The following is a 26077-nucleotide window of genomic DNA, read 5'->3' as shown; positions in this document are numbered from 1 at the left end:
TTCATGGAAAACATGCACAGCGCTATGGACTCTCTGGTCCACGGTTCCAACACCCTGTTCATTCTCATGGGCGCCATTCTGGTGCTGGCCATGCATGCCGGCTTCGCGTTCCTTGAAGTGGGCACGGTGCGCCACAAGAACCAGGTCAACGCCTTGTCGAAGATCCTCAGCGACTTTGCCATCTCGGCGCTGGTCTACTTCTTTATAGGCTACTGGATCGCCTACGGAGTCAACTTCTTCCAGCCGGCGACAACACTGGCTGTCGACCATGGCTATGCGCTGGTCAAGTGCTTCTTCCTGCTGACCTTTGCGGCGGCGATTCCGGCGATCATCTCCGGGGGCATTGCCGAGCGGGCGCGGTTCGTGCCGCAGTTGTGCGCCACGGCGTTGATCGTGGCGTTCGTCTATCCGTTCTTCGAGGGCGTGGTGTGGAACGGCAACCTGGGCGTGCAGGCTTGGCTGCAGGCACGCTTCGGCGCACCGTTCCACGACTTTGCCGGGTCTGTGGTGGTACACGCCATGGGGGGCTGGCTGGCGCTGGCGGCGGTGCTGCTGCTGGGGGCGCGCCGTGGGCGCTACCGCGAGGGCCGATTGGTGGCGTTTGCGCCGTCGAGCATTCCCTTTCTGGCGTTGGGCTCGTGGATCCTCATCATCGGCTGGTTTGGCTTCAACGTCATGAGTGCCCAGACCTTGCAGGGCGTCAGCGGCCTGGTGGCGATCAACTCGCTGATGGCGATGGTGGGTGGCACCCTGTCGGCGTTGCTGGCCGGGCGCAACGACCCGGGCTTTCTGCATAACGGCCCGCTGGCCGGGCTGGTGGCGATTTGCGCAGGTTCCGATCTGATGCACCCGGTTGGAGCGCTGGTCACCGGCCTGGTGGCGGGGGCGCTCTTTGTCTGGACCTTCACCGCCGCGCAAAATCGCTGGAAAATCGACGATGTCCTGGGTGTGTGGCCGTTGCATGGCCTGTGTGGCGTGTGGGGTGGCATCGCCTGTGGCGTGTTCGGCCAGGTGGCGCTGGGCGGCATGGGCGGTGTCAGCCTGGTCAGCCAGTTGCTGGGCAGCCTGATGGGCGTGCTGGTGGCGTTGGCCGGTGGCTTTGCCGTGTACGGAGCCATTCGTGCGTTGCATGGCCTGCGCTTGAGCCATGAGCAGGAGTTCCAGGGCGCGGACCTGTCGCTGCACCGGATCGGTGCTACCAGCCAGGATTGAGCCAGGTCAGATGCAGGGTGGGCGTGGCGCGCCTAGAATAGGCTTCTGTGTATGCCAACCCGGGACCTGCCACATGCTGCCTGAATGTCAACTGTTCGGCACCCTCGGCTGCCACCTCTGCGAAGTGGCCGAGGCTGTGTTGATGCCTCTCGTCGATCATGGCCTGCTGGTAGAGCTGGTCGATATCGCCGAGAGCGAGCTTTTGTTCGAACGTTATGGCCTGATCATTCCGGTGCTGCGGCGCTGTGACAACGGCGCCGAGCTGCACTGGCCGTTCGATACCGAACAAGTGGTGGCTTTTCTTGGGCAATGATGGCTGCAGAGGAGTTGCAACCCTGCTCCATGATCTGTGAAGCGAGCTGATGATCCGGTGGAGGCGCACCGTCGCCGGTAACCTTCTCCATCATCGGAATAGCTCGCCATGTTCATCACTCCACATTTCACCTTCGATGAAATGACCGTTTCCCAGCTCGCCGCCCGCGAAGGGTTCGATAATGCACCGCCCCTCGAAGCCAGGGCCAACCTGCAATTGCTGTGCTGTGCGCTGGAACAGGTACGTGCATTGTTCGACGCGCCCATCATCATCAGCAGCGGGTATCGCAGTGAAAGGGTCAATCGGTTGATCGGTGGCGCCTCCGATAGCCAGCACGTGCAAGGGCTGGCGGCGGACTTCACGGTGATCGAGGTCAGCCCGCGCGAGACCGTTCGGCGAGTCAGCGAAAGTAAGGTGCCCTTCGATCAGCTGATCCTGGAATTCGATAAATGGGTGCACCTGTCGGTGACGCGCGGCACGCCGCGCAGGCAGGTGCTGACCCTGCGTAAAGGCAGCGGCTACCTGGCGGGGCTGCAATGAAGCGCATTGACGGCAGCAAGGGGATGTTCGTATGCTGTATATAAATACAGTATCGAGGTGAAGCCATGCTCAATGTCGAGCAACTCAAGTACAGCGTCAACCGCATGCCCGTGGATCGGGTGGCTGACGCCGTTCTGGAACTGCGCCTCGAAGGCCTGGTGACGGGCGACTGCACGCCGTTCGGCAAAGTCCACTTCAATACCTGCTTCGCCGAGATCGAGGCCTTGTTCCAGCGGGCCGGTTACCACCGAGGGCTGGATGTGGTGGGTTATGAGGGGTTGCTCTATGCACTCTACGACCCTGGCCGCTGGGAGCCGGTGCAGGTACTGCGCTGGCTGAAGGAGCGCTGCGAGGCGATGGCCCAGGTTGGTTGAGGGGGCGGGCTTGGGCGATAATGCGCGGCCATGAACATCTCGAGCCCAGCCATGACCACGCCTTTCGACCCCGCCCGCCAGCAAGCCAGTACGGTGTGCCTGCCACCTGGTAACTGGGTGACGGTGCTCGATTGCTTGTGTGACCATTTCAAGGCCATCGACCGCGCCCAGTGGCTTGACCGCTTTGCCCGTGGCCGGGTGCTGGATGCCAACGGGCACGCAGTTGCCGCCGACCTGCCTTACAAGCGTGGCATGCGTTTGCATTACTTCCGCGAAGTGCCGAACGAACGGCCGATCCCGGTGCAGGAGGTGGTGCTGCATGTGGACGAGCACCTGGTGGTGGCCGATAAACCGCATTTCCTGCCGGTGACGCCGACCGGTGAATACGTCGAGCAGACCTTGTTGCGCCGCCTGATCCGGCGCCTGGACAACCCGCACCTGGTGCCGTTGCACCGCATCGACCGGCACACCGCCGGGCTCGTGCTGTTTTCCGCCAACCCGCACAGCCGCAGCGCCTACCAGCGGCTGTTCCCCGAGCGGCGTATCGACAAGCGTTACCAGGCCATTGCCGCTGCCATGCCACAGCATGCCTTTCCGCTGGTGCACAAAAGCCGCCTGGTGCATGGCGAGCCATTTTTCCGCATGCATGAGGTGGAGGGTGAGGCCAACAGTGAAACCCTGGCCGAGGTGCTGGAGAAGAACGGTGAGCGATGGCGCTATGGGCTGTCGCCAGTGACCGGCAAGACCCATCAGTTGCGTGTGCACATGGCGGCTTTGGGGGCAGGGATCAGCAATGACCCGTTCTATCCGCAATTGCTCAACGAAGAGGATGACTACCAGCGGCCGCTGAAACTGCTGGCGCAGAGCCTGCGTTTCGAGGACCCGCTGAGTGGCGAAGAGCGCTACTTCGAGAGCCGCTTGCGGTTGGACTGGTAACACAGCAAGCGGGTTCACCTGCGAAAGGGCCGGGCCTGCTGGCCAATCTCCACCCGCCGTTCACCGTTGCCGCCGCTACCGTATTCGCGGGTAAACCCGCTCCTACGCACGCATCGGTGGTTCGGCACAGATCGGTGGCGGACGCACCTCGGTGGTTGAACACAGGCCGCTGTAGGAGCGGGTTTACCCGCGAACACCGGCAGAGCCGGTGTCACCCCCAGCGGAAGTCTCGAGCTTCAGCGGTTGAAGCGCTCCACCAGCGAATACTGGCTGCCCGCCGTGCTGGTCAGTTCTTCGCTCAGCAGTGCCGAGTGCTGCGCCTGTTCGGCGGTCTGGTCGGCCAGTTCGGCAATGGTGCTGATGTTGCGGCTGATCTCGTCAGCCACTGCGGTCTGCTCCTCGGTCGCAGCAGCAATCTGGGTGGCCATGTCGGTGATATTGGCCACTGCTTCGCTGATGCCTATCAGCGCCTCGTCGGCCTGCATTACCCGATCGACGCCTTCCTGTGCCTGGCGGTGGCCGGTTTCCATGGTCAGCACTGCGTTACTGGCGGTCTGTTGCAGCTTGGCGATCAGGCCGTGGATCTGCCCGGTGGATTCGGCGGTGCGCTGGGCCAACTGACGCACTTCATCAGCCACCACGGCAAAGCCACGGCCCATTTCACCGGCGCGCGCCGCTTCAATGGCTGCGTTAAGCGCCAGCAGGTTGGTCTGGTCGGCGATGCCCTTGATCACGTCGACCACGCCACCAATCTCGTCGCTGTCTTTGGCCAGTTGCGTAACCGTCTGGCCGGTCTCGCCCACTGCCGCCGACAGGCGCTCGATGGCCTCGCGGGTTTCTCCGGCAATCTGCCGGCCCTGGCTGGTCAGGCGGTTGGCTTCCTGGGTGGCATCGGCGGTGCGCTGTACATGGTTGGCCACTTCCTGAGTGGTGGCGGCCATCTGGTTTACCGCGGCGGCGACTTGCTCGGTCTCCACCCGCTGGCGCTCCAGCCCCGTAGAGCTCTTGTGCGCCAAGGCATCGGACTGGCGTGCCTGGTCGCTCAGGTGTTCGGCACTGTCTTGTAGGCGCGTCAGGCAGGTTTTCATGCGTGCGTCCTGGCTGAGCATGGCCATTTCCAGGCGCGCCTGCACGCCACGGCTGTCGGTGTACATCTGCGCGATCAGTGGGTCGGAAGTGGTTTGCTCGGCCAGGCGCAGCAGGCGCTTGAGGCCGCGCTGCTGCCAGCTCAGGCCGAGCAGGCCCAGTGGTACCGAAAGCCCTGCGGCCAAGGCAAAGCCCCAGGAATGACCCAGCCAGTTGCCGATCAGGAAGCCCACCTGGCTGATCAGGATGAACGGTAGCCAGTCCTGCAGCACTGGCAGCCACTTGTCGCGGCGCGGTACCGGTGGCTTGCCCTGGTTGATGCGCTGATACAGGGCCTCGGCGCGGCGGATCTGCTCGGCGGTGGGCTTGACCCGCACCGACTCGAAACCGACAACCTGGTTGTTATCGAAGATGGGTGTGACATAGGCGTTGACCCAGTAATGGTCACCGGACTTGCAGCGGTTCTTGACGATGCCCATCCACGGCTGGCCCTGCTTGAGGGTTTGCCACATATGGGCAAACACGGCAGGCGGTACGTCGGGGTGACGCACCAGGTTGTGCGGTGCGCCAGTCAGCTCCTCGCGGGTGAATCCACTGATTTCGATAAAGGCATCGTTGCAGTAGGTGACCACACCCTTGGCGTTGGTAGTGGAGATCAACCGCTGCTGGGCAGGGAAAGTCCGTTCTCTCTGGGTAATCGGCTGGTTGTTACGCATGGGTGATAGTCCGCAGGGCTTTCGACAGGTATCGGCAAGCCGCTGGTTTTATTGAATGGATATTTGATTCATTGATTGCAGAGATCGAGCGCCGCCCCCGCGGCGCTCGGTTTCAAGAACGGAACGAATCTTCGGCCAGACTCAACCGGCGATCATCTGGCGCAACACATAGTGCAGAATCCCCCCCGCCTTGAAGTATTCCACCTCGTTCAGGGTATCAATCCGGCATAGCACCTCGATCTGTTCCTGCTGGCCATCCTCGCGGGTAATGCGCAAGGGCAGGCTCATGCCGGGGCGGATATGTGCGCCGTCCAGCCCCAGTACGTCGATCTGCTCCTTGCCGGTCAGCCCTAGTTGTTTGCGGTTGTGCCCGGCCTTGAATTGCAGTGGCAACACGCCCATGCCCACCAGGTTGGAGCGGTGAATACGCTCGAAGCTTTCTGCCAGCACGGCCTTGACCCCCAGCAGGTTGGTACCCTTGGCTGCCCAGTCGCGGCTCGAGCCGGTGCCGTACTCCTGGCCGGCAATCACCAGCAGTGGGGTGCCTTCCTGCTGGTAACGCATGGCCGCGTCGTAGATCGACAGCTTCTCGCCAGTGGGCACATGCAACGTGTTGCCGCCTTCTTCACCTGCCAGCATTTCGTTGCGGATACGGATGTTGGCGAAGGTGCCGCGCATCATCACTTCGTGGTTGCCACGCCGCGAACCGTAGGAGTTGAAGTCGCGTGGCTCCACACCCTGTTCCCGCAGGTAGCGCCCGGCCGGGCTGTCGGTCTTGATGTTGCCGGCGGGGGAAATGTGGTCGGTGGTCACTGAATCGCCCAGCAGCGCCAGCACCCGTGCGCCGTGAATATTGGCAATTTGTGGCGGCGGCCCGCCGATGCTGTCGAAGAACGGTGGGTGCTGGATGTAGGTGGAGTCAGCCTGCCACACGTAAGTGGCGGCCTGTGGCACCTCGATGGCCTGCCATTGCGCATCACCGGCAAACACTTCGGCGTACTCCTTGTGGAACATCGCCGTATCAACCTTGGCCACGGCCTCGGCAATTTCCTGCTGGCTCGGCCAGATATCCCGCAGGTAGACCGGTTGGCCGTCCCTGCCTGACCCCAGTGGGTCGCGCGTCAGGTCCAGGCGCACGCTGCCGGCCAGGGCGTAGGCCACCACCAGCGGGGGCGAGGCCAGCCAGTTGGTCTTGACCAGTGGGTGCACGCGGCCCTCGAAGTTGCGGTTGCCCGATAGCACCGAGGCCACGGTGAGGTCGGCGCTGCCAATGGCTTTTTCGATCGCCTCGTCCAGCGGGCCGGAGTTGCCGATGCAGGTGGTGCAGCCATAACCGACCAGATCAAAACCCAGTTGGTCGAGGTAAGGCGTGAGCCCGGCTGCCTTGAAGTAGTCGGTGACTACCTTGGAGCCTGGCGCCAGCGAGCTCTTGACCCAAGGTTTGCGTTGCAGGCCTTTTTCCAGTGCTTTTTTTGCCACCAGCCCGGCAGCCATCATCACGCTGGGGTTGGACGTGTTGGTACATGAGGTGATCGCGGCAATCACCACGGCCCCATCGCGCAGGGTGTGGGTCTGGCCCTGATGGCTGTAGTCGACTGCACCGGCCTGGTCGGCGTTGCCCACTGCTACACCGCCGCCACCTTCGCTTTCCAGGCGACCAACTTCTTTGGCCAACGGTTTGGGCTGCAGCGCGATGAACTGGTCGAAGGCTTGACTGACCTGGCCCAGCGCTACGCGGTCCTGTGGCCGTTTGGGGCCGGCCAGGCTGGCTTCGACGTCGTCCATGTCCAGCGCCAGCGTGTCGCTGAATAACGGCTCCTGGCCGGGCAGGCGCCACATGCCCTGCGCCTTGCAGTACTGTTCGACCAGCTGCACGGTCGCTTCGGGGCGGCCCGAAAGCCGCAGATAGTCCAAGGTGACCTGGTCGACCGGGAAGAAACCACAGGTGGCGCCGTATTCCGGTGCCATGTTGGCGATGGTTGCGCGGTCGGCCAGGGGCAGCTCGGCCAGGCCGTCCCCGTAGAATTCGACGAACTTGCCCACCACGCCTTTCTTGCGCAGCATCTGCGTCACGGTCAGCACCAGGTCAGTGGCAGTGATGCCCTCCCGCAGCTTGCCGGTCAGCTTGAAGCCGATCACTTCGGGGATCAGCATCGATACCGGCTGGCCGAGCATGGCCGCTTCCGCTTCGATGCCGCCGACACCCCAGCCGAGTACGCCCAGGCCGTTGATCATGGTGGTGTGCGAGTCTGTGCCCACCAAGGTATCGGGGAAGGCATAGGTGCGGCCGTCGGCCTCACGGGTCCACACCGTGCGGCCCAGGTATTCCAGGTTGACTTGGTGGCAAATGCCGGTGCCCGGGGGTACCACGCGGAAATTGTCGAAGGCGCTCTGGCCCCAACGCAGAAAGGCATAGCGCTCACCATTGCGTTGCATTTCGATGTCGACGTTTTCGGCAAAGGCTTGCGGCGTGCCGTAGCGGTCGACCATTACCGAGTGATCGATCACCAGGTCGACCGGTGACAGCGGGTTGATCCGTTGCGGGTCGCCGCCAGCCTTGGCCATGGCGGCGCGCATGGCCGCCAGGTCGACCACGGCGGGCACACCGGTGAAGTCCTGCATCAACACCCGCGCCGGGCGGTACTGGATCTCGCGGTCCGAGCGGCGTTCGCCAAGCCATTGGACAATGGCGCGCAAGTCGTCGCCGGTGACGGTCGCGCCATCCTCCCAGCGCAGCAGATTTTCCAGCAGCACTTTAAGCGACATGGGCAGGCGCTGCAGGTCACCCAGCTGGCGGGCGGCCTCGGTGAGGCTGAAGTAGTGGTAGGTCTGGTCACCGACCTTGAGGGGCTTGAGGGTGTTCAGGCTATCGAGCGAGGGCATTGCCAACTCCTTCTGCACCGGTGCCCGGCAAATATTCACGGTTTGCCGGCAGCACCGCTCTGTATCGGTCCGCACGGCACGGACCTGGCTGAATGGTCAGGTTAGACCGGTTTACGCTACCTGACCCTTTTCTGGACCGGCGGGGCGTGTCGCAGGTTCCGAACTTCCTTTATCATCGCCGCCCTGCCGGCGCCTGTGGTGCGCCAGCCGTCGTGGAGTGAGAGATGAATACCCTGTTCATGCATTGCCGGCCCGGTTTCGAGGGCGAGGTTTGCGCCGAAATCAGCGAACATGCCGCCCGCCTGGGTGTTGCCGGCTATGCCAAAGGCAAGCCGCAAAGTGCCAGTGCCGAGTTTGTCTGTAGCGAGGAGGGCGGTGCCGAGCGCTTGATGGGGGAACTGCGTTTCAACCAGCTGATTTTCCCGCGGCAGTGGGCACGTGGCGGTTACGTTGAACTGCCGGAAAGTGACCGCATCAGCGTACTGCTGGCGCAGCTGGCTGACTTCCCGGTGTTCGGTAGCCTTTGGCTGGAGGTGCTGGACAGCAACGAAGGCAAGGAATTGTCCACTTTTTGCCGAAAGTTCGAAGTCCCGTTGCGCAAGGCCCTGGAGAAGGCCGGCCGCCTGGTCGACGACCCCGGTCGCCCACGCTTGCTGCTGACCTTCATCAGCGGCCGCCGGGTATTTGTCGGCGTTGCATCGGCCAGCAACAGCGCCTTGTGGCCCATGGGCATCCCACGCCTGAAGTTCCCTCGTGAGGCACCTAGCCGTTCGACACTCAAGCTGGAAGAAGCCTGGCACCAGTTCATTCCGCGTGAGCAGTGGGAGCAGCGCCTGGGTGACGACATGACCGGCGTCGACCTGGGCGCTTCACCGGGTGGCTGGACCTACCAGCTGGTGCGCCGTGGCATGCTGGTGACGGCCATCGACAACGGGCCGATGGCCGAAAGCCTGATGGACACCGGCCTGGTCCAGCACTTGATGGCCGATGGCTTTACCTGGCAGCCGAAGCAGCCGGTAGACTGGATGGTGTGCGATATCGTCGAGAAGCCGGCGCGTACCACCTCGCTGATTGAAACCTGGCTGGGTGAGGGGCTGTGCCGCGAGGCGGTGGTCAACCTGAAGTTGCCGATGAAGCAGCGTTATGCCGAAGTACGGCGCCTGCTCGACCGTATGGAGGCAACATTCAAGGCACGCAAGATCAAGGTGTCGATTGCCTGCAAGCAGCTGTACCACGACCGTGAAGAAGTAACCTGCCACCTGCGGCGGCTCGACTTGAAGCCCCGCTGAGGCCAGCACGTCGTTCTGTTTCTGTTTCTGTTTCTGTTTCTGTTTCTGCGTCTGCTTTTGCTGTTGCTTCTAAGCGCGCGATAGTTCAGGCGACGCAGATTGCGACTTCAGGAGGCCGAGTGCAGGGCTTGCGAAGGGAGGTGACGGGCATGGATGCCCGTCAAGCGCTGGGCCCCAGGATGGGGCCTGCAGCGCGGTCCTCCCGGGAGCAAGCCCGGAGCGAGGGGACCCCGGAGCGCAGCGCAGGGGCCGGATGATGGGAGCCGATGTACGGGTCACCCACATGGGTTACACAAAAGTTCACTCACATAGGTGACAACACCTTGAGTGTTACATAACCATCAGTGGCATCCCGCACATCGACTCTACCAAGGATGATGGGACCGAAAATAACATCCCAAATGCCATCTCCGACTTGCTCCAGCCCAATGGTCTGGTGCTTGAGCACGTAACCTACGTAGATCCTCAGGCCACGGCGGTTAATGATGCCGCAGCTATCCGCCGGTAAACTCTCGACATGGCTGGGGTAGGTCATCTCAGGAAGTTTTTCAGGGAATGGGCGTGGTGAGGGCTGGTAGCAAGACGCCGGTGTTTTCTGTTTCAGTGCTTCATGCAAGCGCTCGTAATTGTAGTGTTGTCGAAAGCGATCAAAATGCCGCTGTTGAGCTTCCCAGGCCACTGCCGGCGGTGATGGCAGCGTGCTTTTGAGTGTCCGATGCATGCGTTCGTGGCGGCCATTTTGCTCAGGCCTTCCAGGTGCAATGCGCTCAGGAATGATGCCTAGACGCAGCCACCAGATGGACAGCTGAGAAAGTCCTGCACGTCCTTTACTGGCAAACGGCACACCGTTATCGGTACGAATACGCTCAGGCAGGCCATTTTCCCGAAACACCTGGGTGAAAACGGCCTGCGTTTCCAGAAGGTTGGTATTAGGCATGCTGTGGCAGGCGAGCAGGAAGCGGCTGGCGTGATCCATGATCGTTAGTGGATAGCACCAGACGCCTGCGCCTGTCAGAAATTGGCCCTTGTAGTCAGCACTGAACAGCTGGTTAGGCGACTCTGCCTTCTCCAGTGGCTTGGGGTAGACCGCTACACGCTGACGTAAACGGCGTGGGTTGACCAACTCGGCCTTCTTGAGGATGTTGTAAATCGCTGTCTTAGAAGGCGGCGCCTGATCAGGGAAGCGCTCCTGCAGCGCAGCCTGGATCTTTTTCGGACCAGGTTCCGTTTCGCCTCGACTACGCAGTTCGATGATGGCTTCGCGAACTGCAGCGGGGACGACCCAGTTCTGCGTCAACCGGCGGCGGCTGCGTTCTTCCAGCCCCGAAGGCCCCTCTTTCTCATATCGCTCGACCCATTTGTAGCCGGTCTTACGGCTGATCTCGTAGGCCTGGCACAGGGCGCTGAAGCTGGGCGGCCCTTGCAGGTAATCCGCGATGAAAAGCATTTTCAGGTCCATAGGTTTCAGCTCTCGCCAAGGCATGGTCAGATCCTCGAAAACCGACCTTGCCAGTTAAAGACTGTTACCTATGTGCGTGAACTGATTTGTAACCTATGTGGGTGAGTCATACCAGCCGACGGTTTTTGGTTCCTTTTTGCCACGACAAAAAGGGACCCGCCGTAAGGGCGGAAAGGTGACTATGCGCCACCTGCGTGAACGAATACCTGCTCAATCTAAATGCCCACATCCAAGAAGCAAGAAGCAAATTCGTCTGTCCTGACTCAGCGCTGGGTTTGAAAGCCGTGCTTGGACCGCGTCGCGCTATGCGCGACAATAGCGATCATTTTCGGAGCCCCCCATGACCGATTTCACCCCCGACGCCATCCTCGATGCCACCGGCCTGAACTGCCCGGAACCCGTGATGATGCTGCACCAGCACGTACGCAACCTGGCCGCCGGCGGCCTGCTCAAGGTCATCGCCACCGACCCGTCGACCCGCCGCGACATCCCCAAGTTCTGCAACTTCCTCGGCCACGAGCTGCTGCAGCAACAAGAGGACGCCGGCACTTTCCTGTACTGGATCCGCAAGAAAGCCGACTGAATCGCTCTGGAACACGCCCGGCGTTGCGCCTACACTGCGCTCCCCAGACAGGAGAGCGCCATGCTGATAGTTGCCGACGAGAACATCCCGCTGCTCGATGCCTTCTTCCAGGGTTTCGGTGAAATTCGCCGCTACCCCGGCCGAAGCCTCGATGCTGCCAGCGTCAAGGACGCCGATATCCTCCTGGTGCGCTCGGTGACCAAGGTCGACCGTCAGTTGCTCGAAGGCAGCCGTGTACGCTTTGTCGGCACGTGCACCATCGGCACTGATCACCTGGACCTGGACTACTTTGCAGAAGCTGGCATCCGCTGGAGCAGCGCACCTGGCTGCAATGCCCGCGGCGTGGTCGATTACGTGCTGGGCAGCCTGCTGACCCTGGCCGAACTGGATGGCGTGGCATTGCCTGAGCGCGTGTATGGCGTTGTGGGCGCGGGTGAAGTGGGTGGCCGCCTCGTGCGGGTGCTGCATGGCCTGGGCTGGAAGGTGCTGGTGTGCGACCCGTTGCGTCAGGCCGCGGAGGGCGGCGACTACGTCAGCCTCGAAACCATCCTGCAGCAGTGCGATGTGATCAGCTTGCATACCCCGTTACAACGCGGCGGCCAGCACCCGACCTGGCACCTGCTGGGGCAGGCGCAGCTGGCACAGTTGCGCCCGGGTGCCTGGCTGGTAAACGCCAGCCGTGGCCCGGTAGTGGACAACGTGGCCCTGCGCGAGCTGCTGCTGGACCGCGAAGACGTGCACGCGGTGCTGGATGTGTGGGAAGGGGAGCCGCAGGTCGACCTGCAGTTGGCCGACCTGTGCACCCTGGCTACGCCGCACATTGCCGGCTACAGCCTCGATGGCCGCCAGCGTGGCACGGCGCAGATCTACCAGGCGCTGTGCCGCTTCCTCGATGTGAACGAGCAGGTGCGGCTGGCCGAGCTGCTGCCCAAACCACCGCTGGCACAGATCGAGCTGGATGCCAGCACCGACCTGTCCTGGGCCTTGGCCACCCTGTGTCGCGCCGTGTATGACCCGCGCCGTGATGATGCCGATTTCCGCCGTAGCCTCAGCGATGATCCGCAGCAACAGCGAGCGGCGTTTGACCTGTTGCGCAAGCAATACCCGCCAAGGCGCGAGATCGAGGGGCTGGCCGTGCGCTTACACGGGGAGGCGCCGCAGTTGGCGCAGTTGGTCAGTGCCCTGGGTGGGGTGTTGGTCTAAGCACGCCTTGCCTTGATCTTGCAGGTAGGTGCGGTTACCTGTGGGGGCGGCCAAGCCCACTGGCTGGGCCAATAAAAACCCGGCGCAAGCGCCGGGTTGCAAAAAATTCGCCGATCAACCTTTGCGTACGCGCTCGACACGGCTTTCTTCCAGGGCCTTGCAGGCCTGCTGGATCATCTGCTCGGTGATCGGCACTTCGCGCCCCTTGGCGTCGATGATCGAACCGCATACTTGCTGTTGCGGGGAGGTCTGGGGCTTCTGGTTATCACTGCCATGCTGCAAGCTCATGCACTGTCTCCTCTTCAGGTTCAAGCTCAGGGTAGCCCTGCGCCGTGACTGGCCTGTGACAGCTTCCGGGTCACGGCAGCAACAGTCCAGCAGAAACCCTGTGAAAGCTCCATAAGCTGGTTAGATCGATGCGTTATAGCAACCTTCATGCAGTCTCCCGACCGGGATGAGTGGTAGGCTGCCGCTTCCCCACCCTTTGTGGTCGTCGCCATGCCCGAATCGGTTTCCCCGCGCCAACGCCGCGCCTTGCGCCTGGCTTGGCAGTTCGTTCGCCCTTATCGCCGCCAGGTGCTGCTGGCATTGCTGGCGCTGGTGGTCACCGCTGCCATCACCCTGTCGATGGGCCAAGGCATCCGCCTGTTGGTGGATCAAGGCTTCATGACCCGCTCCGCGCACCAGCTCAATCAGACCATCGGGCTGTTCCTGCTGCTGGTGCTGGCGCTGGCGGTGGGTACCTTCAGCCGTTTCTATCTGGTGTCGTGGATTGGCGAGCGTTGTGTGGCCGATATCCGTCGTGCCGTCTTCGATCACCTGATCGGCCTGCACCCAGGTTTTTTCGAAGACAACCGCAGCTCCGAGATCCAGTCTCGGCTGACTGCGGACACCACCTTGCTGCAATCAGTGATCGGTTCATCGCTGTCGATGTTCCTGCGCAACGCGCTGATGGTCATTGGCGGTGTGGTATTGCTGTTCATCACCAACCCCAAGCTCACCAGCATCGTGGTGGTAACGCTGCCGCTGGTGTTGGCACCGATCCTGTTGTTCGGCCGTCGGGTGCGCAGCCTGTCGCGGCAGAGCCAGGACAGGGTCGCCGATGTGGGCAGCTACGTGGCTGAAACGCTGGGGCAGATCAAGACCGTGCAGGCCTACAACCACCAGGCGCACGACCGCGAACTGTTCGCCGATACGGTCGAAGCAGCGTTTACTGTTGCCCGCAAGCGGATTACACAGCGTGCCTGGCTGATAACCCTGGTGATCGTGCTGGTGTTGGGGGCGGTGGGGGTGATGCTGTGGGTCGGCGGCATGGATGTGATCGCCGGGCGTATATCCGCAGGCGAGCTGGCTGCATTCGTGTTCTACAGCCTGATCGTCGGCAGTGCCTTCGGTACCCTCAGTGAGGTGATCGGCGAACTGCAACGGGCCGCGGGTGCCGCCGAGCGCATTGCCGAACTGTTGGCCGCGCGCAGTGCCATCCTGCCCCCCGACGTGGCGCAGGTGCTGCCACAACCGCGGGCCAGCGGGCATATCGAACTGCAACAGGTCGTGTTCGCTTACCCTTCACGGCCCACGGTGGCAGCTGTCGACGGCCTGAGCCTGACCATCGAACCCGGGCAGACCGTCGCCCTGGTTGGCCCTTCCGGGGCAGGCAAGTCGACCCTGTTCGATCTGTTGCTGCGCTTTTACGACCCCCAACAAGGGCGCATCCTGCTCGATGGCCAGCCGGTTACCGCATTTGATCCCGACCAGCTACGCCGGCAGTTCGCTTTGGTGGCACAAAACCCCTCGCTGTTCCGTGGCACGGTGGAGGCCAACATTCGTTATGGCCGGCCCGAGGCGACCTTGGCTGAAGTCGAAGCAGCAGCCCGCGGCGCCCATGCCGACGAATTCATCCGGCAACTGCCCCAAGGCTACCAGACACAACTGGGGGAGGGCGGCATCGGCCTTTCCGGCGGGCAACGCCAGCGCCTGGCGATTGCCCGGGCCTTGCTGGTCGATGCGCCGATCCTGTTGCTGGACGAAGCCACCAGTGCCCTGGATGCACAAAGCGAATACTTGATCCAGCAAGCGCTGCCCAGCCTGATGGCCGGCCGTACCACGCTGGTGATCGCCCATCGCCTGGCCACGGTACAGCATGCCGAGCGCATCGCGGTCATCGACCAAGGCCGGCTGGTGGCGGTGGGCACCCACCGTCAGTTGATCGAGGACAGCCCGCTGTATGCGCGGCTGGCAGCGCTGCAGTTCACCACGGGTTAGCGTGTCGTGGCTTTGTAACATTTCTGTAGTAATTGCCTGAGAAGATTTGCCTCAACTGTTGCGTAAGTGCTCGACCTGGCTGCCATTGCGTGATGGCAGCTTTTTTTTGGCCTGCCAGTAATGGGGCTGTACAGCGGCCTCAGCCTACTCCCTCTGGTTCCGAGACCCTCGATGTTGCGTAAATCCCTCAGAGTGCAAATTCTCTCGCTGCTCGGCGGCAGTGTGCTGGCGATGCTGCTGATCGCCCTGGTGTGTTTCCAGTTCCTGTCGTCCAGCGTGCGTGGCTACGCCGAGCTGGTCGACGGGCCGCTGCGGGCCTCGCAATTGATTGACGAAGCCAACCTGCAGTTCAAGATCCAGGTGCAGGAATGGAAGAACGTGCTGTTGCGCGGGCGCCAGCCTGCGGAGATGGACAAGTACTGGCAGCAGTTTCAGGCCCGCGAACAGCAAGTACAACAACTGCTCGGGCAATTGATCGACAACAGCGATGCCAGGCTCAAGGCGTCGCTGCAGCAATTACGCGACAGCCACCGCCAGTTGGGCCAGGCCTATGCGCAAGGCCGCCAGGCCTTCCTGGCGGCAGGCGGCGACCCAGTAGCGGGCGACCGGGCGGTCAAAGGCGTGGACCGTGCCGCCAGTGAGCAGATGAGCGAACTGGTCGAGCAACTGCGCGCCGATGCTCGCCAGCGTGCAGCCAGCATCAATGCCAGTGCCGAGCGCACGGTATGGTTGGGCCTGCTGGTGATGCTGGCTTCTGCGGTGCTGGTGGGGCTGCTCAGCCTGTGGCTGGTCAACCGTAGCCTGATCGAGCCGATCCGCCAGTTGATCGAGTACGTCGCGCAGCTCAGCCAAGGCTGCTTTGCTGCCCGGGTCGACAGCCGTCGGGAGGATGAGCTGGGGCGCCTGGCGCGGGCGGCCAACACCCTGCGTGACTTCCTTGCCGATACTGTCGGCCGGCTGCAGGACAACGCTCAGGAGCTGGAAGGTGCCAGCGGCCAGTTGCGCAGTATTGCCGGTGACATGGCCCGCGGTACTCATGACCAGTTCCAGCGTACCGACCAGGTGGCCACGGCCATGCACGAAATGTCCGCCACTGCCCAAGAGGTCGCTCGCCACGCCGCCGAGGCTGCCCGCGCGGCCGATGACGCCGACCACAGCGCCCAGGCCGGCGAGCAGGTGATGCAGCAGACCATCGACATCATCGGGCTGGTCAACCGCGAAATCGCCGGCACGGCGTCGGTAATTCGCGACCTGGAGCATGACAGCACACGTATAGGCAAAGTGCTGGAAGTGATCCGCGGCATTGCTGAGCAGACCAACCTGCTGGCGCTTAACGCGGCCATCGAAGCGGCCCGTGCGGGCGAAGCCGGGCGTGGTTTTGCGGTGGTCGCCGATGAAGTGCGCAGCCTGGCCCAGCGCACGGCAGCGTCGATTGCAGAAATTCACCAGATCATCGAAGCGGTACAGTCAGGGGCGGTGGAGGCGGTCAAGGCCATCGAAAGCGGCCAGCAACGCAGCCAGGAAGGGGCTGAGCAGGTCGAGCAGGCCGGGCAGATGCTGCAACGTATCACCCAGGCGGTGGAGGCGATCCGCGACATGAACCGGCAGATCGCCACCGCGGCCGAGGAGCAGACCAGCGTGGCCGAAGATATCTCGCGTAACCTGATCGAAATTACCCGAATTGCCACGGCCAACCAGGAAGCGGTGCAGCATACCGAGCAGGCGGGGCAGCGCCTGCATGGTTTGTCAGGGCAGTTGGGCGAAGTCACCTCCCGCCTGAGCGCCTGACTCGGTCTGCAGGAGTTGCAGGTGCCCATCGAGGCTGAAGCCGCGCACTGACGTATTTTTCGCACACAACAAAAAGCCCGCACATGGCGGGCTTTCTGACAAGGATTTGGTCGGAGAGACAGGATTCGAACCTGCGGCCTTCTCGTCCCGAACGAGACGCGCTACCTGGCTGCGCTACACTCCGATGACCAAAATCCTACTGCATCCCGTTTTTGCCCGCAAGCCCTTGTTGTTTAAAGGGCCATGGCCTGAACGGGGCCTTGATCAGAGCTCTTTGACGGTGCGGATCTGGTCCTTGTTCAGGCGCGTGCGCTTGCCGTCGAGTTGCTCGAATTCATAGAAGCCAGAGTCTTCGTCGTAGGACGGTTTGTCGGTTGCCTGGATCTCCCGGCCATCGTTCAGGGTAATGACGGTTGGGGTCGAGCAGCCAGCAAGGGCGCCCAAACCCAAGGCAAGCAGGAAGGCGGGTAGGGTCCGTTTGATCATCGTGTTTCTCCAAGTGCGATGGTGCTAGATGACTTTTATGACGCAGGACGTTAGTGCAAGTTCACTCCAAGTGCAGCATAGCGATTAATTCGTTCTCTTGACCCAAGGCAAGGCTGAGGGGGGCAACGCTGGAAAAGGTGCGCTGTGATATAACTGCGTCCATCTCATCCTGTTGTGACGGACACCCATGAAAGCCAAGGCAGATACCCCCTTCGTGGCGCTAAGCATCGCCGTACTCACGGTCAGCGACACCCGTACCTTCGACACCGACACCTCTGGCCAGATGTTCGTCGACCGCCTGAGCGCCGCCGGTCACCGCCTTGCCGAGCGCGTGCTGCTCAAGGATGACCTGTACAAGATCCGGGCCCAGGTCGCCACATGGATCGCCGATGACAACGTGCAAGTGGTGCTGATTACGGGCGGTACCGGGTTTACTGGCCGCGACAGCACCCCCGAGGCGGTGGCCTGCCTGCTGGACAAGCAAGTAGACGGCTTTGGTGAGCTGTTCCGGCAGATTTCCGTGGCCGACATTGGCACCTCCACCGTGCAATCGCGAGCCTTGGCCGGGCTGGCCAACGGTACGCTGGTGTGCTGCCTGCCGGGCTCGACCAACGCTGTGCGCACCGGTTGGGATGGCATCCTGGCCGAGCAGCTTGATGCCCGTCATCGCCCTTGCAACTTCGTGGCGCACCTGAAGCAGGCAGCGGCCTGTGACAGCCGTGGCTGAGGTCAGCCAGGCCCGGCCGCTGATGCCGGTGGAACAGGCGCTGGAGCAACTGCTGGCGCTGGCCGAAGCTGCACCGATCCGCGAGACCGAAAACCTGCCGCTGGCCGAAGCCGAAGGCCGCGTGCTGGCCACTGACCTGGTGGCCTCCCTCGACCTGCCGCCTTGGCCGAACAGCGCCATGGACGGTTATGCCTTGCGCCTGGCTGATTGGCAGGGCCAGCCGCTGCCGGTCAGCCAGCGTATTTTCGCCGGCCATGCGCCCCAGCCGCTGCAACCGGGTACCTGCGCACGGATCTTCACCGGCGCGCCTGTGCCGGAGGGGGCCGACTGCGTCGAGATGCAGGAAAACACCGAAGTACTCGAAGATGGCCGGGTGCGCTTTCTCGAAGCGTTGCGCACCGAGCAGAACATACGCCCTCAAGGTCAGGAGACCCGCAAGGGCGAGCAGGTGATGAGCGCCGGCACCCGCCTTGGGCCGATCGAACTGGGCCTGGCGGCGACCTTGGGGCATGGCCGTCTGGACGTGGTGCGCAAGGTAAAAGTGGCGGTGCTGTCCACCGGTGACGAACTGGTCGAGCCAGGCCTGCCGCTCGGGCCTGGGCAGATCTACAACAGCAACCGCAGGCTGCTGGTCAGCTGGTTGCAGCGGCTGGGTTGCGAAGTGGTCGATGCCGGCATCCTGCCGGATGACCTGGCGCGCACTCGCGCCTGCCTGGCTGAACTGGGTGGCGTAGACCTGATTCTGTCCACCGGAGGCGTCTCGGTGGGTGAAGCCGACTACCTCGGTGCCGCCCTGCGCGAGGCTGGCGAACTGGCGTTGTGGAAGCTGGCGATCAAACCGGGCAAGCCGCTGACCTTCGGCCACTTCCAGGGCGTGCCGGTGATTGGCTTGCCGGGCAACCCCGCCTCGACCTTGGTCACCTTCGGTCTGCTGACCAGGCCCTACCTGCTGCGTCGTCAGGGTGTGATGGACGTCACGCCGTTGCGGTTCGACATGCCGGCCGGGTTTGACTGGCCCAAGCCGGGTACGCGCCGCGAATACCTGCGCGCGCGCATCGAACAGGGCCGCGTGCGCATCTACAAGAACCAGAGCTCGGGTGTGCTGCGCAGCGCCGCCTGGGCGGAGGGGCTGGTGGAAGTGCGTGAGGGCAGCACGCCGAAGCAGGGCGACAACGTACCATTCATCCCCTTCAGCGAGCTACTTGGCTGAGCGGCCCAGCCAGGCACTGGCCAGCGGCGCTGCCTCGGCCGGTGCCGCCTGGGTCAGGCGTATGTGCACATTCTCCAGTTGTTGGGCAGCCACGCTCCAGTCGTGGCGCTGGCGGGCAAACTGGCGCCCGGCATCGCTCAACTGGCTCATGCGCCAGGGCTGATTGAGCAACTGGGTGATCAGCAATGCCAGTTGATCACCGTCGTCACTGCCCAAGTAGTGTTCGCCGTTGTTCACGGTCAGGCCTGAAACGCCCTTGTCGGTGGTGATCACGGGTAAGCCGGCGGCCATCGCTTCGAGGATTTTCACCTTCGAGCCACCGGCATAACGCAGGGGAGCAAAGAACAGCGCTGAACGTCGTTGCAGTTCACGCAGGTCGGGGCGGTAGCCGAACCATTCAATGCGTGGGTCGTTCCAGTGAAGCTTCCAGTTGGCCGGCATGGCGTGCCCGGCAATCGCCAGGCGCACCGCCGGGTTGCTCATCCACACCTTCGGCATGATGTCGTCCAGTGCCCATTCGATGGCCTCCAGATTGGCGCCATATTCGAAATTGCCGACGAACAACAGACGCTGGCTGTGCAGCGCAGGTTGCACCTGCTGGTAGAAATCACAGTCCACGCCGTTAACCACCACATTCACCGGGCGCCCACTGATCTGCGCGATCAGCTCGGCATCATGGGCGCTGACAGCCACCAGTTCGGTGGGCTGGCGCAGCACACGGTGCTCCCAGCGCCGGTAGCGCCAGCGGTCGAAGGCATTGAGCGGGCGCAGCCACAGCGGCAGGCGATCGTGGCAGGCGCCGCCCATTACCGACTCCAGGGTGTGCTCGCTAAGCATGTAGGGCAGCCTGCGAGCCTGTAGGGCTTTTTCGAACGGCTGGAAGCTGTAGCTGTGCTCGATCTGGATCACGTCCCAGGGTTCGTCCAGCAGTTGCTCGAACCGGTGCCGCAGGCAAGGCGCCAGGCCATTGATGATTGCCCGCATGGGGTAGTCGATGATGGGTGATGCCAGCAGGTTGAGTGGGCTGTGCAGCGGCCTGCGGGGTAGCACGATCAGGCGTTCGAGGAGTGGCTCGAGGGCCTCGCGTGCTGCATCGCTGAGAGGGATTTTCGACTGCACCAGCAGGGTAATCCGGTGGCCGCGCTGGGCCAGTGCGCGCAGCAGATGGTATTGCCGGGTCTTGTGGCCGCTGGTGGTCGGCCAAGGCAGGTAGGGCAGTGTCCAGAGAATGCGCATGACCCAAAGTCCTCGCAAAAGGCTGCAGATAGCAAAACGCGCCCGTTGACAGCAGTGGGGGAGCCACTGCCGGGCGCGTCCATGGCAATAGGGGTATTTGCTGAGCATAGCCGGGATTGCCGAGTGTGGAAAAAATGACCGGCGACGCGATCAGTTGCAGGCCTGGCGCCGGCCCAATGTTTTTTCCAGGCCATGCAACGATCCGGGCAGGCCAGTGGTCGAGATAGGGGGTGGTCCATTTTACGGAGACGCGCACATGCAAGGGCGCAAGGCAATGTTGGTGCTGCACGGCAAGCAGGCGATGAACGAAGACGTGCGCAGCGCCGTGCGCGACCTGCGCGATAGCGGCTGGGTGCTGGATGTACGGGTTACTTGGGAGGCGGGCGACGCCCAACGGCTGGTCGCCGAGGCACTGGCGGCGGGTTACAGCCATATCGTCGCCGGTGGTGGGGACGGCACGTTGCGGGATGTGGCCGAGGCCATGGGCTTGGCCGCTACCAACGCCAGCCTGACCTTGTTGCCATTGGGGACGGCCAACGATTTCGCCAAAGCCGCTGGCATCCCCCTGGAGCCAGCGTCGGCGCTGGCCTTGCTGAATATCGCGCCACAACCAATAGACTTGGGGCAGGCTGGCGATCAGTTGTTCCTCAACATGGCCACGGGTGGCTTTGGCAGCCAGGTCACCGCCAATACCTCCGAAGACCTCAAGAAAGTGCTGGGCGCTGCCGCCTACCTGTTCACCGGGTTATCCCGCTTCAGTGAGCTACAGGCGGCTTCGGTAGAGCTACAGGGGCCAGGCTTCCACTGGCAAGGGGATTTGCTGGCGCTGGGTATCGGCAATGGCCGACAGGCTGGGGGCGGGCAGGTGCTGTGCCCCGAAGCCATGGTCAACGACGGTTTGCTTGACGTCGCTATTCTGCCTGCACCACAGGAAGTGGTGGGGGCTCTGCGGGACCTGTTGGGCGGTGACGGCCTGTTCGTTCGGGCCAGGCTGCCATGGGTCGAGATCAAGAGTTCGCAAGGGTTGGACATCAACCTCGATGGCGAGCCGTTGCAGGCTGCCAACCTGCGCTTTCAGGCAAGGCCGGCGGCGTTGCACCTGCACCTGCCGGCCGGGTCACCGTTGCTCAGTCATCCAGGCTGATGATTTTTTCGCGTACGGCGAACAGCACCAGGCCGGCCACGTCGTGAATTTGCAGGCGCTTCATGATTTGCGAGCGGTGAGTTTCCACGGTCTTGATCGACAGGCCTAGGCCCGCCGCGATTTCCCGGGTGGACTTGCCGCGCACGATCAGGCGCAGGATCTCAAGTTGCCGTGACGTCAGATTATGCCGTTCTCCAGCGCTTGGCTTGCCTTGTTTGGTGTGCCGCAGCGCCTGGTTGATGACGGTGTGGGCGATGGCCGGGCTGAGGTAGCGCTCACCGTGGCGTACAGCACCCAGCGCCTGTTCCAGCTCGGTGGCGCTGGTGTCCTTGAGCAGGTAGCCGTGGGCACCGCTTTCCAGGGCCCGCATGATCAGGTCCGGGTCGGTGTGCATGGACAGGATCAGCACTTTGCAGGTACTGCCGCTGGCCCGCAGTTGGGTGAGGGCGTCCAGGCCGCTGGTCGAACGCATGGAGATGTCCAGCAAGATGATGTCGGGCGCCAGTGTGCGTACCTGGTCGAGTAGCTGGCTGCCGTCGTCGGCTTCGCCGACCACGTCATAGCCGGGGATATCGCAGACCAGTGCGCGCACCCCGGCGCGGATCAGCGAGTGGTCATCTACCAGCAGTAGTCTACAGGTCATGGTTGGTAATACTCCTGGCGCGTTGCTGAGTGCGCGGGGACCACGGGAACATCGCTTCGATCTGCGTGCCTCGGCCAGGCTGACTGGTGATGTCGAGGCTGCCCTGCAGCGCGATTACCCGCTCCTGCATGCCGGCCAAGCCGCGCTGACCGGCCTCGGCCGGGTGCCGGGCAGGGGCGAAACCACGACCATCGTCGTGGATCGACAACGCCAGCCCCTCAGGGGTGCGTTGCAGGCGGATGACCAGGTTGTGTGCCTGGGCGTGGCGCAGCATGTTGGTCACTGCCTCCTGGGTAATACGGAACACTGCCATGGCCACGGCTTCGTCGATGCCGCCCAGGCGCTGGTTGCACGCCAGGCTCCAGTGCACGCCGCTGCTGGCCAGGGTGCGTACCAGGTGTGTGCGCAGGCTGGCTTCCAGGCCAAGGCTGGCCAACTGCCGGGGGTTGAGCAGCGCGGAAACATTGCGCACGTTACCGAGGGTGTCATCCAGCGTGCTGCGCAGGGCGTCGCAGTGCCCCTGCAACTCGTCGGGCATGCGCCGTTGCAGCCACTGCAGTTGCAGCTTGGCAGCGGTGAGCAGTTGACCGATGTCGTCGTGCAGTTCCCGGCCCAGATGCTGACGCTCGTCTTCTTGCACCTTGAGCATGCGCTCGGCCAGCTCGGCCGGGCGCAGGTGGATCGACCTGGCGCTCAGGCCCAGTTGTACAACAGCACCCAGCGTGGCGACCAACTGCAGCACCAGCAGGGTGGCCGGGATTGTCTGGTTGGCCAGGTACAGCGCCATGTTGGCAACCAGTGAGGCCACGCAAAGCCCGACCGTTGCCCAACGCAGCACGGCGGCGCGGGAGCAGCAATGCAAAGAAGTCTTCAAGCGTGGAAACATAGGTAGGGAGGCCACTGAAGTATTGCTGATGGAGGCCTTGCACAATGCTGGTCAGAGGCTTTGGCGCAGTACTTTCGATGTTTTTTCGAACACGCATTCTTGCCACCGTTGTTCCGGCAGCAAGCGTTTGTGGGGGCGCATATTATCACTTTGCATTGCATTGGTCGCGGCCGTGTAACGCGTTGAAACGCCTACTGGTCGGGCCTTTTCGGGTAGCAAAGTGCCACCCTTTAATCGCGCTGTACCCACTTGTGCTGTAACTAGCGCGGCAATGATTCAACGGCATGCACCGAAAGCCTGGTGAACTTTCCAAGTTCGACCATGGTCGGGTTTCAATCAAGTTGCTTAGTTGCACTTTGCGTCAGGTTAATGCATGCGATTAGAGCGGCTGGGGCGGTTGCCGGTTGCCACGTCACTGTGCGGGTGAATGCACGCGCTGCCTTCTTCATCGCAGGACGCGCAGGCTGGCGCAAAGGGTGCTTGTACGACTTTGGCCAATTCACCCAGCAGCACCAGTTGCTCGCCGATGTCCAGGTTCAGCCGCCCTGTACGGCTATCGACCAGCTCCAACTGCCAGGCCAGCAAGGTCAGGCATGCCCCTATGGCGGGTAGGGCTTCACGCTGCAGGCAACCACCGTGACAGGCCGGGGCGAGCAACTGTTGCAGGGCGGTGGTGTAGTGGGCAACTTCACGCAGGCCCAGGCGCGTAGCTTGACGGGCGATAGTGTCGAGGGTGTTGTTCAGGCAACTGCAGGCATCCGGGTCATTGTCTATAAGCTCCAGATGCTGCAGGCATTCCTGGGCCTGGGTCAGCAGTACCTGGGCATCCAGCAGGAAGCCCTGCAGGGCGTCATCGAACGATAAGGCAGTGTCCATCATCAAGTCCCCGCGCGTGGGGTAGGCGCAGGGGGCGGGCACGCCGAAACGATAGCTAGCAAAAGCCTGACTCCATTCATGCAATGAGAATGGCGTCACATTAATGGCTAAAGGATATCGCGAACATCAGGTTGCACCCGATTGCCGCTAAGGGTTTCCCTGATCAAGGGCTAGGGTAGGGAACTTTTGTCGTGCCCCTGATTTGCCCTGGCGTGTCGGCAGTAAAGCATGATGGTAAAGTGATATCAATTATCTGCGCGGCATTTTCCCGCAGGGGTCAAGGTGTGCGTGAAGCCGCCGATACAGGGTAGATGATTTCACCTTTTAAGACTCAAGCCTGGGGGCTTTCCAATGGCTGGCATTCTCGACACGGTAGACCAACGCACGCAACTGGTGGGTGAGAACCGCCTGGAAATTCTGATGTTTCGCCTGGCCGGTCGCCAGCTGTTCGCGATCAACGTGTTCAAGGTGCAGGAAGTACTGCAACTGCCCAAGCTGACCCTGATGCCCCAGCGCCACGCCTATGTCTGTGGTGTGGTCAACCTGCGTGGGCAGACCCTGCCGGTGATCGACCTGTCTCAGGCGATCGGTATGCGCCCGCTACAGCCGGGGCCGGACAGCACCATCATCGTCACCGAATACAACCGCTCGGTGCAGGCCTTCCTGGTGGGCGGTGTCGACCGCATCGTCAACATGAACTGGGAGTCGATCATGCCGCCGCCTTCCAGTGCCGGTCGCCAGCACTACCTGACTGCCATCACCAAGGTTGATGAGAAGCTGGTGGAAGTGATCGACGTGGAAAAGGTGCTGGCCGAAATCGTGCCCTACAACGCCCGGGTTTCTGGCGACAAGCTCGCCGACCCAGTGCTGGCCCGGGCCCGCGGCCGCGAAGTGCTGCTGGTGGACGACTCCAGTGTGGCCTTGGCGCAATTGCGCGATACCCTGTCTCAGTTGGGCATGAAGCTGCACGTGGCCAGTGATGGCCTGAAGGCGCTGCGCATGCTCAAGGGCTGGGCCGACGCCGGCGAGGACGTGTGCGAAAAGCTGCTGATGGTGTTCACCGATGCAGAAATGCCGGAAATGGACGGCTATCGGCTGACCACCGAGATCCGCAGCGATGCCCGTCTGCGCCAGCTCTATGTGGTGCTGCACACTTCGCTGTCGGGCAGTTTCAACGAGTCCATGGTGAAGAAGGTGGGCTGTGACAACTTCCTTTCCAAGTTCCAGCCTGATCGCCTGGTCGATGTGGTCAAGCAGCGCCTGCTGCTGGATACCACCGCCGCGTGAACGTTGTGCCGGCCAGGTATAAGCTTGGCTTTTGGCATGAAGCGAGGCAGCAGGGATGTTTCTCAGTGAGTTGTATCGATACCCGGTGAAGTCGGGGCAGGCGCAAAGCCTGAAGGCATCACCGGTGGGGTTGCTGGGGTTGCAAGGCGACCGGCGCTGGATGGTGGTCGAGGAAGAAAACGGACGCTTCCTGACCCAGCGTGCCTGGCCACAACTTGGCCAGATCGACGCGAGCGATGACGACAGCGGCCAGTTGCTGCTGCAAGCCCCTGGACAGGCGCCGTTGCGGGTGCCTGTACCGCCTGCCGATGACGCCCTGCGCGGCGTGACGATCTGGCGCGATACCCTGCGTGTGCCGGACGCTGGCGATGCCGCGGCGGCCTGGTTGAGTGAGTTGCTGGGCAAAGCCGTACGCTTGGTACATTGCCCGGAGCAGCGTGCGCGTTACCTGCCCAATGGTTACGGCTTCAACAGTGACCGTGCGGCGTTTCCGGATGGTTTCCCCTTGCTGCTGATTGGGCAGGGCTCGCTGGATGAGCTTAACCGGCGTATTGGCCGGCCCATGTCGATGCGGCGCTTTCGGCCCAACCTGGTGGTGCAGGGCGCGGAGCCGTTTGCCGAGGATGGCTGGAAGCGGATTCGCATCGGCAGCTTGGCGTTTCGCGTGCTCAAGCCCAGTGTGCGGTGCATCTTCACGACCATCGATCCAGCCACCGGGGAGCGTAGCGCTGACCGTGAGCCGATGGCTACGCTGAAGACATTCCGCGAAAAAGAAGGCGACGTGCTGTTCGGCCAGAACCTGGCTGTGGATGGCAGTGGGTGGCTGGAGGTGGGGATGGAAGTAGAAATCCTGGAATAGGTGTGTTGCCTGTGCCGGCCTCTTCGCGGGTGAACCCGCTCCTACAAGGGTTACGCGGTCGTTGTAGGCGCGGGTTCAC

24 protein-coding genes, 1 tRNA gene and 1 pseudogene are annotated in these 26077 nt (G+C 62.6%); 16 read left to right on the top strand and 10 right to left on the bottom strand.

Annotated features, from left to right (window positions below; all coding sequences use genetic code 11):
• Positions 1–3: 3 nt before the first annotated feature.
• The 5 genes from ACZ889_RS23430 (at position 4) to ACZ889_RS23410 (ending at position 3375) form a co-directional block, all read left to right on the top strand.
• Positions 4–1212 carry an ammonium transporter gene (locus ACZ889_RS23430; RefSeq protein ID WP_003248712.1) on the top strand — a complete coding sequence of 403 codons (1209 nt, stop codon included), beginning with the start codon at positions 4–6 and terminating at the stop codon, positions 1210–1212.
• 73 nt (positions 1213–1285) lie between these two features.
• Positions 1286–1525 carry a glutaredoxin family protein gene (locus ACZ889_RS23425; RefSeq protein ID WP_003248714.1) on the top strand — a complete coding sequence of 80 codons (240 nt, stop codon included), beginning with the start codon at positions 1286–1288 and terminating at the stop codon, positions 1523–1525.
• A 108-nt stretch (positions 1526–1633) separates the two neighbouring features.
• Complete coding sequence (locus ACZ889_RS23420) at positions 1634–2065, top strand: D-Ala-D-Ala carboxypeptidase family metallohydrolase (protein WP_047604580.1); 432 nt, start codon at positions 1634–1636, stop codon at positions 2063–2065.
• A gap of 65 nt (positions 2066–2130) precedes the next feature.
• Complete coding sequence (locus ACZ889_RS23415) at positions 2131–2439, top strand: transcriptional regulator (RefSeq protein WP_476257853.1); 309 nt, start codon at positions 2131–2133, stop codon at positions 2437–2439.
• Between the two features lie 51 nt (positions 2440–2490).
• Positions 2491–3375, top strand: a complete 885-nt coding sequence (locus tag ACZ889_RS23410; protein WP_003248719.1) for a pseudouridine synthase — start codon at positions 2491–2493, stop codon at positions 3373–3375.
• 236 nt (positions 3376–3611) lie between these two features.
• On the opposite strand, the gene ACZ889_RS23405 is transcribed toward ACZ889_RS23410, so the two are convergent.
• Together ACZ889_RS23405 and acnA are read right to left on the bottom strand one after the other, a co-directional pair.
• Entirely contained in the window at positions 3612–5177 is a 1566-nt protein-coding gene (locus tag ACZ889_RS23405; protein WP_102885173.1) for a methyl-accepting chemotaxis protein, read from the bottom strand.
• Between the two features lie 141 nt (positions 5178–5318).
• Positions 5319–8060 carry an aconitate hydratase AcnA gene (gene acnA, locus ACZ889_RS23400; protein WP_180689517.1) on the bottom strand — a complete coding sequence of 914 codons (2742 nt, stop codon included), beginning with the start codon at positions 8058–8060 and terminating at the stop codon, positions 5319–5321.
• A gap of 224 nt (positions 8061–8284) precedes the next feature.
• Between acnA and rlmM the strand changes: the two genes are divergently transcribed.
• The gene (rlmM, locus tag ACZ889_RS23395) at positions 8285–9349 is read left to right on the top strand and encodes a 23S rRNA (cytidine(2498)-2'-O)-methyltransferase RlmM (protein WP_003248725.1); all 1065 of its coding nucleotides are present in this window, start codon (positions 8285–8287) and stop codon (positions 9347–9349) included.
• A 304-nt stretch (positions 9350–9653) separates the two neighbouring features.
• Here rlmM and ACZ889_RS23390 read toward each other — a convergent pair whose 3' ends face one another.
• Positions 9654–10832 carry an integrase core domain-containing protein gene (locus ACZ889_RS23390; protein WP_012053106.1) on the bottom strand — a complete coding sequence of 393 codons (1179 nt, stop codon included), beginning with the start codon at positions 10830–10832 and terminating at the stop codon, positions 9654–9656.
• 316 nt (positions 10833–11148) lie between these two features.
• Here ACZ889_RS23390 and tusA point away from each other — a divergent pair, with 316 nt between their 5' ends.
• Both tusA and pdxB read left to right on the top strand, forming a co-directional pair.
• On the top strand, positions 11149–11391 hold the full coding sequence (tusA, locus tag ACZ889_RS23385) for a sulfurtransferase TusA (protein WP_003248727.1): 243 nt from the start codon (positions 11149–11151) through the stop codon (positions 11389–11391).
• Positions 11392–11451: 60 nt separating this feature from the next.
• Positions 11452–12594 carry a 4-phosphoerythronate dehydrogenase PdxB gene (gene pdxB, locus ACZ889_RS23380; RefSeq protein ID WP_476257852.1) on the top strand — a complete coding sequence of 381 codons (1143 nt, stop codon included), beginning with the start codon at positions 11452–11454 and terminating at the stop codon, positions 12592–12594.
• Positions 12595–12708: 114 nt separating this feature from the next.
• Here the strand turns inward: pdxB and ACZ889_RS23375 are convergent, their stop codons facing one another.
• A complete protein-coding gene (locus tag ACZ889_RS23375; protein ID WP_014591796.1) occupies positions 12709–12882 on the bottom strand; it encodes a PA1571 family protein in 174 nt (57 codons plus the stop codon).
• Positions 12883–13092: 210 nt separating this feature from the next.
• Between ACZ889_RS23375 and ACZ889_RS23370 the strand changes: the two genes are divergently transcribed.
• From ACZ889_RS23370 to ACZ889_RS23360, 3 genes and pseudogenes are all read left to right on the top strand, one after another.
• A complete protein-coding gene (locus ACZ889_RS23370; RefSeq protein ID WP_476257851.1) occupies positions 13093–14856 on the top strand; it encodes an ABC transporter transmembrane domain-containing protein in 1764 nt (587 codons plus the stop codon).
• A 120-nt stretch (positions 14857–14976) separates the two neighbouring features.
• Positions 14977–15759 (top strand): annotated as a pseudogene (locus tag ACZ889_RS23365) (methyl-accepting chemotaxis protein); the annotation flags it as partial.
• 117 nt (positions 15760–15876) lie between these two features.
• Positions 15877–16644, top strand: a complete 768-nt coding sequence (locus tag ACZ889_RS23360; protein ID WP_409307953.1) for a methyl-accepting chemotaxis protein — start codon at positions 15877–15879, stop codon at positions 16642–16644.
• Positions 16645–16751: 107 nt separating this feature from the next.
• On the opposite strand, the gene ACZ889_RS23355 is transcribed toward ACZ889_RS23360, so the two are convergent.
• A tRNA-Pro gene (locus ACZ889_RS23355) sits at positions 16752–16828 on the bottom strand.
• Between the two features lie 80 nt (positions 16829–16908).
• Complete coding sequence (locus tag ACZ889_RS23350) at positions 16909–17130, bottom strand: YgdI/YgdR family lipoprotein (RefSeq protein ID WP_003248738.1); 222 nt, start codon at positions 17128–17130, stop codon at positions 16909–16911.
• Between the two features lie 187 nt (positions 17131–17317).
• Here ACZ889_RS23350 and moaB point away from each other — a divergent pair, with 187 nt between their 5' ends.
• Both moaB and ACZ889_RS23340 read left to right on the top strand, forming a co-directional pair.
• Positions 17318–17857, top strand: coding sequence for a molybdenum cofactor biosynthesis protein B (gene moaB, locus ACZ889_RS23345; RefSeq protein WP_014591793.1), 540 nt, complete (start codon positions 17318–17320; stop codon positions 17855–17857).
• On the top strand, positions 17841–19067 hold the full coding sequence (locus ACZ889_RS23340) for a molybdopterin molybdotransferase MoeA (RefSeq protein WP_180689520.1): 1227 nt from the start codon (positions 17841–17843) through the stop codon (positions 19065–19067). The genes moaB and ACZ889_RS23340 overlap by 17 nt, the downstream gene beginning before the upstream one ends.
• Here the strand turns inward: ACZ889_RS23340 and ACZ889_RS23335 are convergent.
• Entirely contained in the window at positions 19056–20303 is a 1248-nt protein-coding gene (locus tag ACZ889_RS23335) for a glycosyltransferase family 4 protein (RefSeq protein ID WP_180689521.1), read from the bottom strand. The two genes, ACZ889_RS23340 and ACZ889_RS23335, sit on opposite strands and share 12 nt — an antisense overlap.
• Positions 20304–20559: 256 nt before the next feature.
• Between ACZ889_RS23335 and yegS the strand changes: the two genes are divergently transcribed.
• Entirely contained in the window at positions 20560–21447 is an 888-nt protein-coding gene (gene yegS, locus ACZ889_RS23330; RefSeq protein ID WP_003248746.1) for a lipid kinase YegS, read from the top strand.
• On the opposite strand, the gene ACZ889_RS23325 is transcribed toward yegS, so the two are convergent.
• The 3 genes from ACZ889_RS23325 to ACZ889_RS23315 all read right to left on the bottom strand — a co-directional run bounded on the left by ACZ889_RS23325 (position 21431) and on the right by ACZ889_RS23315 (position 23852).
• Positions 21431–22090, bottom strand: a complete 660-nt coding sequence (locus tag ACZ889_RS23325; protein WP_102885181.1) for a response regulator — start codon at positions 22088–22090, stop codon at positions 21431–21433. The genes yegS and ACZ889_RS23325 overlap by 17 nt on opposite strands.
• Positions 22080–22976: a sensor histidine kinase gene (locus tag ACZ889_RS23320; RefSeq protein ID WP_476257850.1), complete on the bottom strand. Its 897-nt coding sequence runs from the start codon at positions 22974–22976 to the stop codon at positions 22080–22082. Before ACZ889_RS23320 ends, ACZ889_RS23325 begins: the two co-directional genes overlap by 11 nt.
• A 366-nt stretch (positions 22977–23342) precedes the next feature.
• Entirely contained in the window at positions 23343–23852 is a 510-nt protein-coding gene (locus ACZ889_RS23315) for a hypothetical protein (RefSeq protein ID WP_003248752.1), read from the bottom strand.
• A 351-nt stretch (positions 23853–24203) separates the two neighbouring features.
• Between ACZ889_RS23315 and ACZ889_RS23310 the strand changes: the two genes are divergently transcribed.
• Entirely contained in the window at positions 24204–25139 is a 936-nt protein-coding gene (locus ACZ889_RS23310; RefSeq protein WP_003248753.1) for a chemotaxis protein CheV, read from the top strand.
• Between the two features lie 55 nt (positions 25140–25194).
• Positions 25195–25998: an MOSC domain-containing protein gene (locus tag ACZ889_RS23305; protein ID WP_004577097.1), complete on the top strand. Its 804-nt coding sequence runs from the start codon at positions 25195–25197 to the stop codon at positions 25996–25998.
• Positions 25999–26077: the final 79 nt, after the last annotated feature.

The organism is Pseudomonas sp. TE3895, from assembly GCF_056278855.1.
This window is presented reverse-complemented; position numbering and strand designations above follow the sequence as displayed.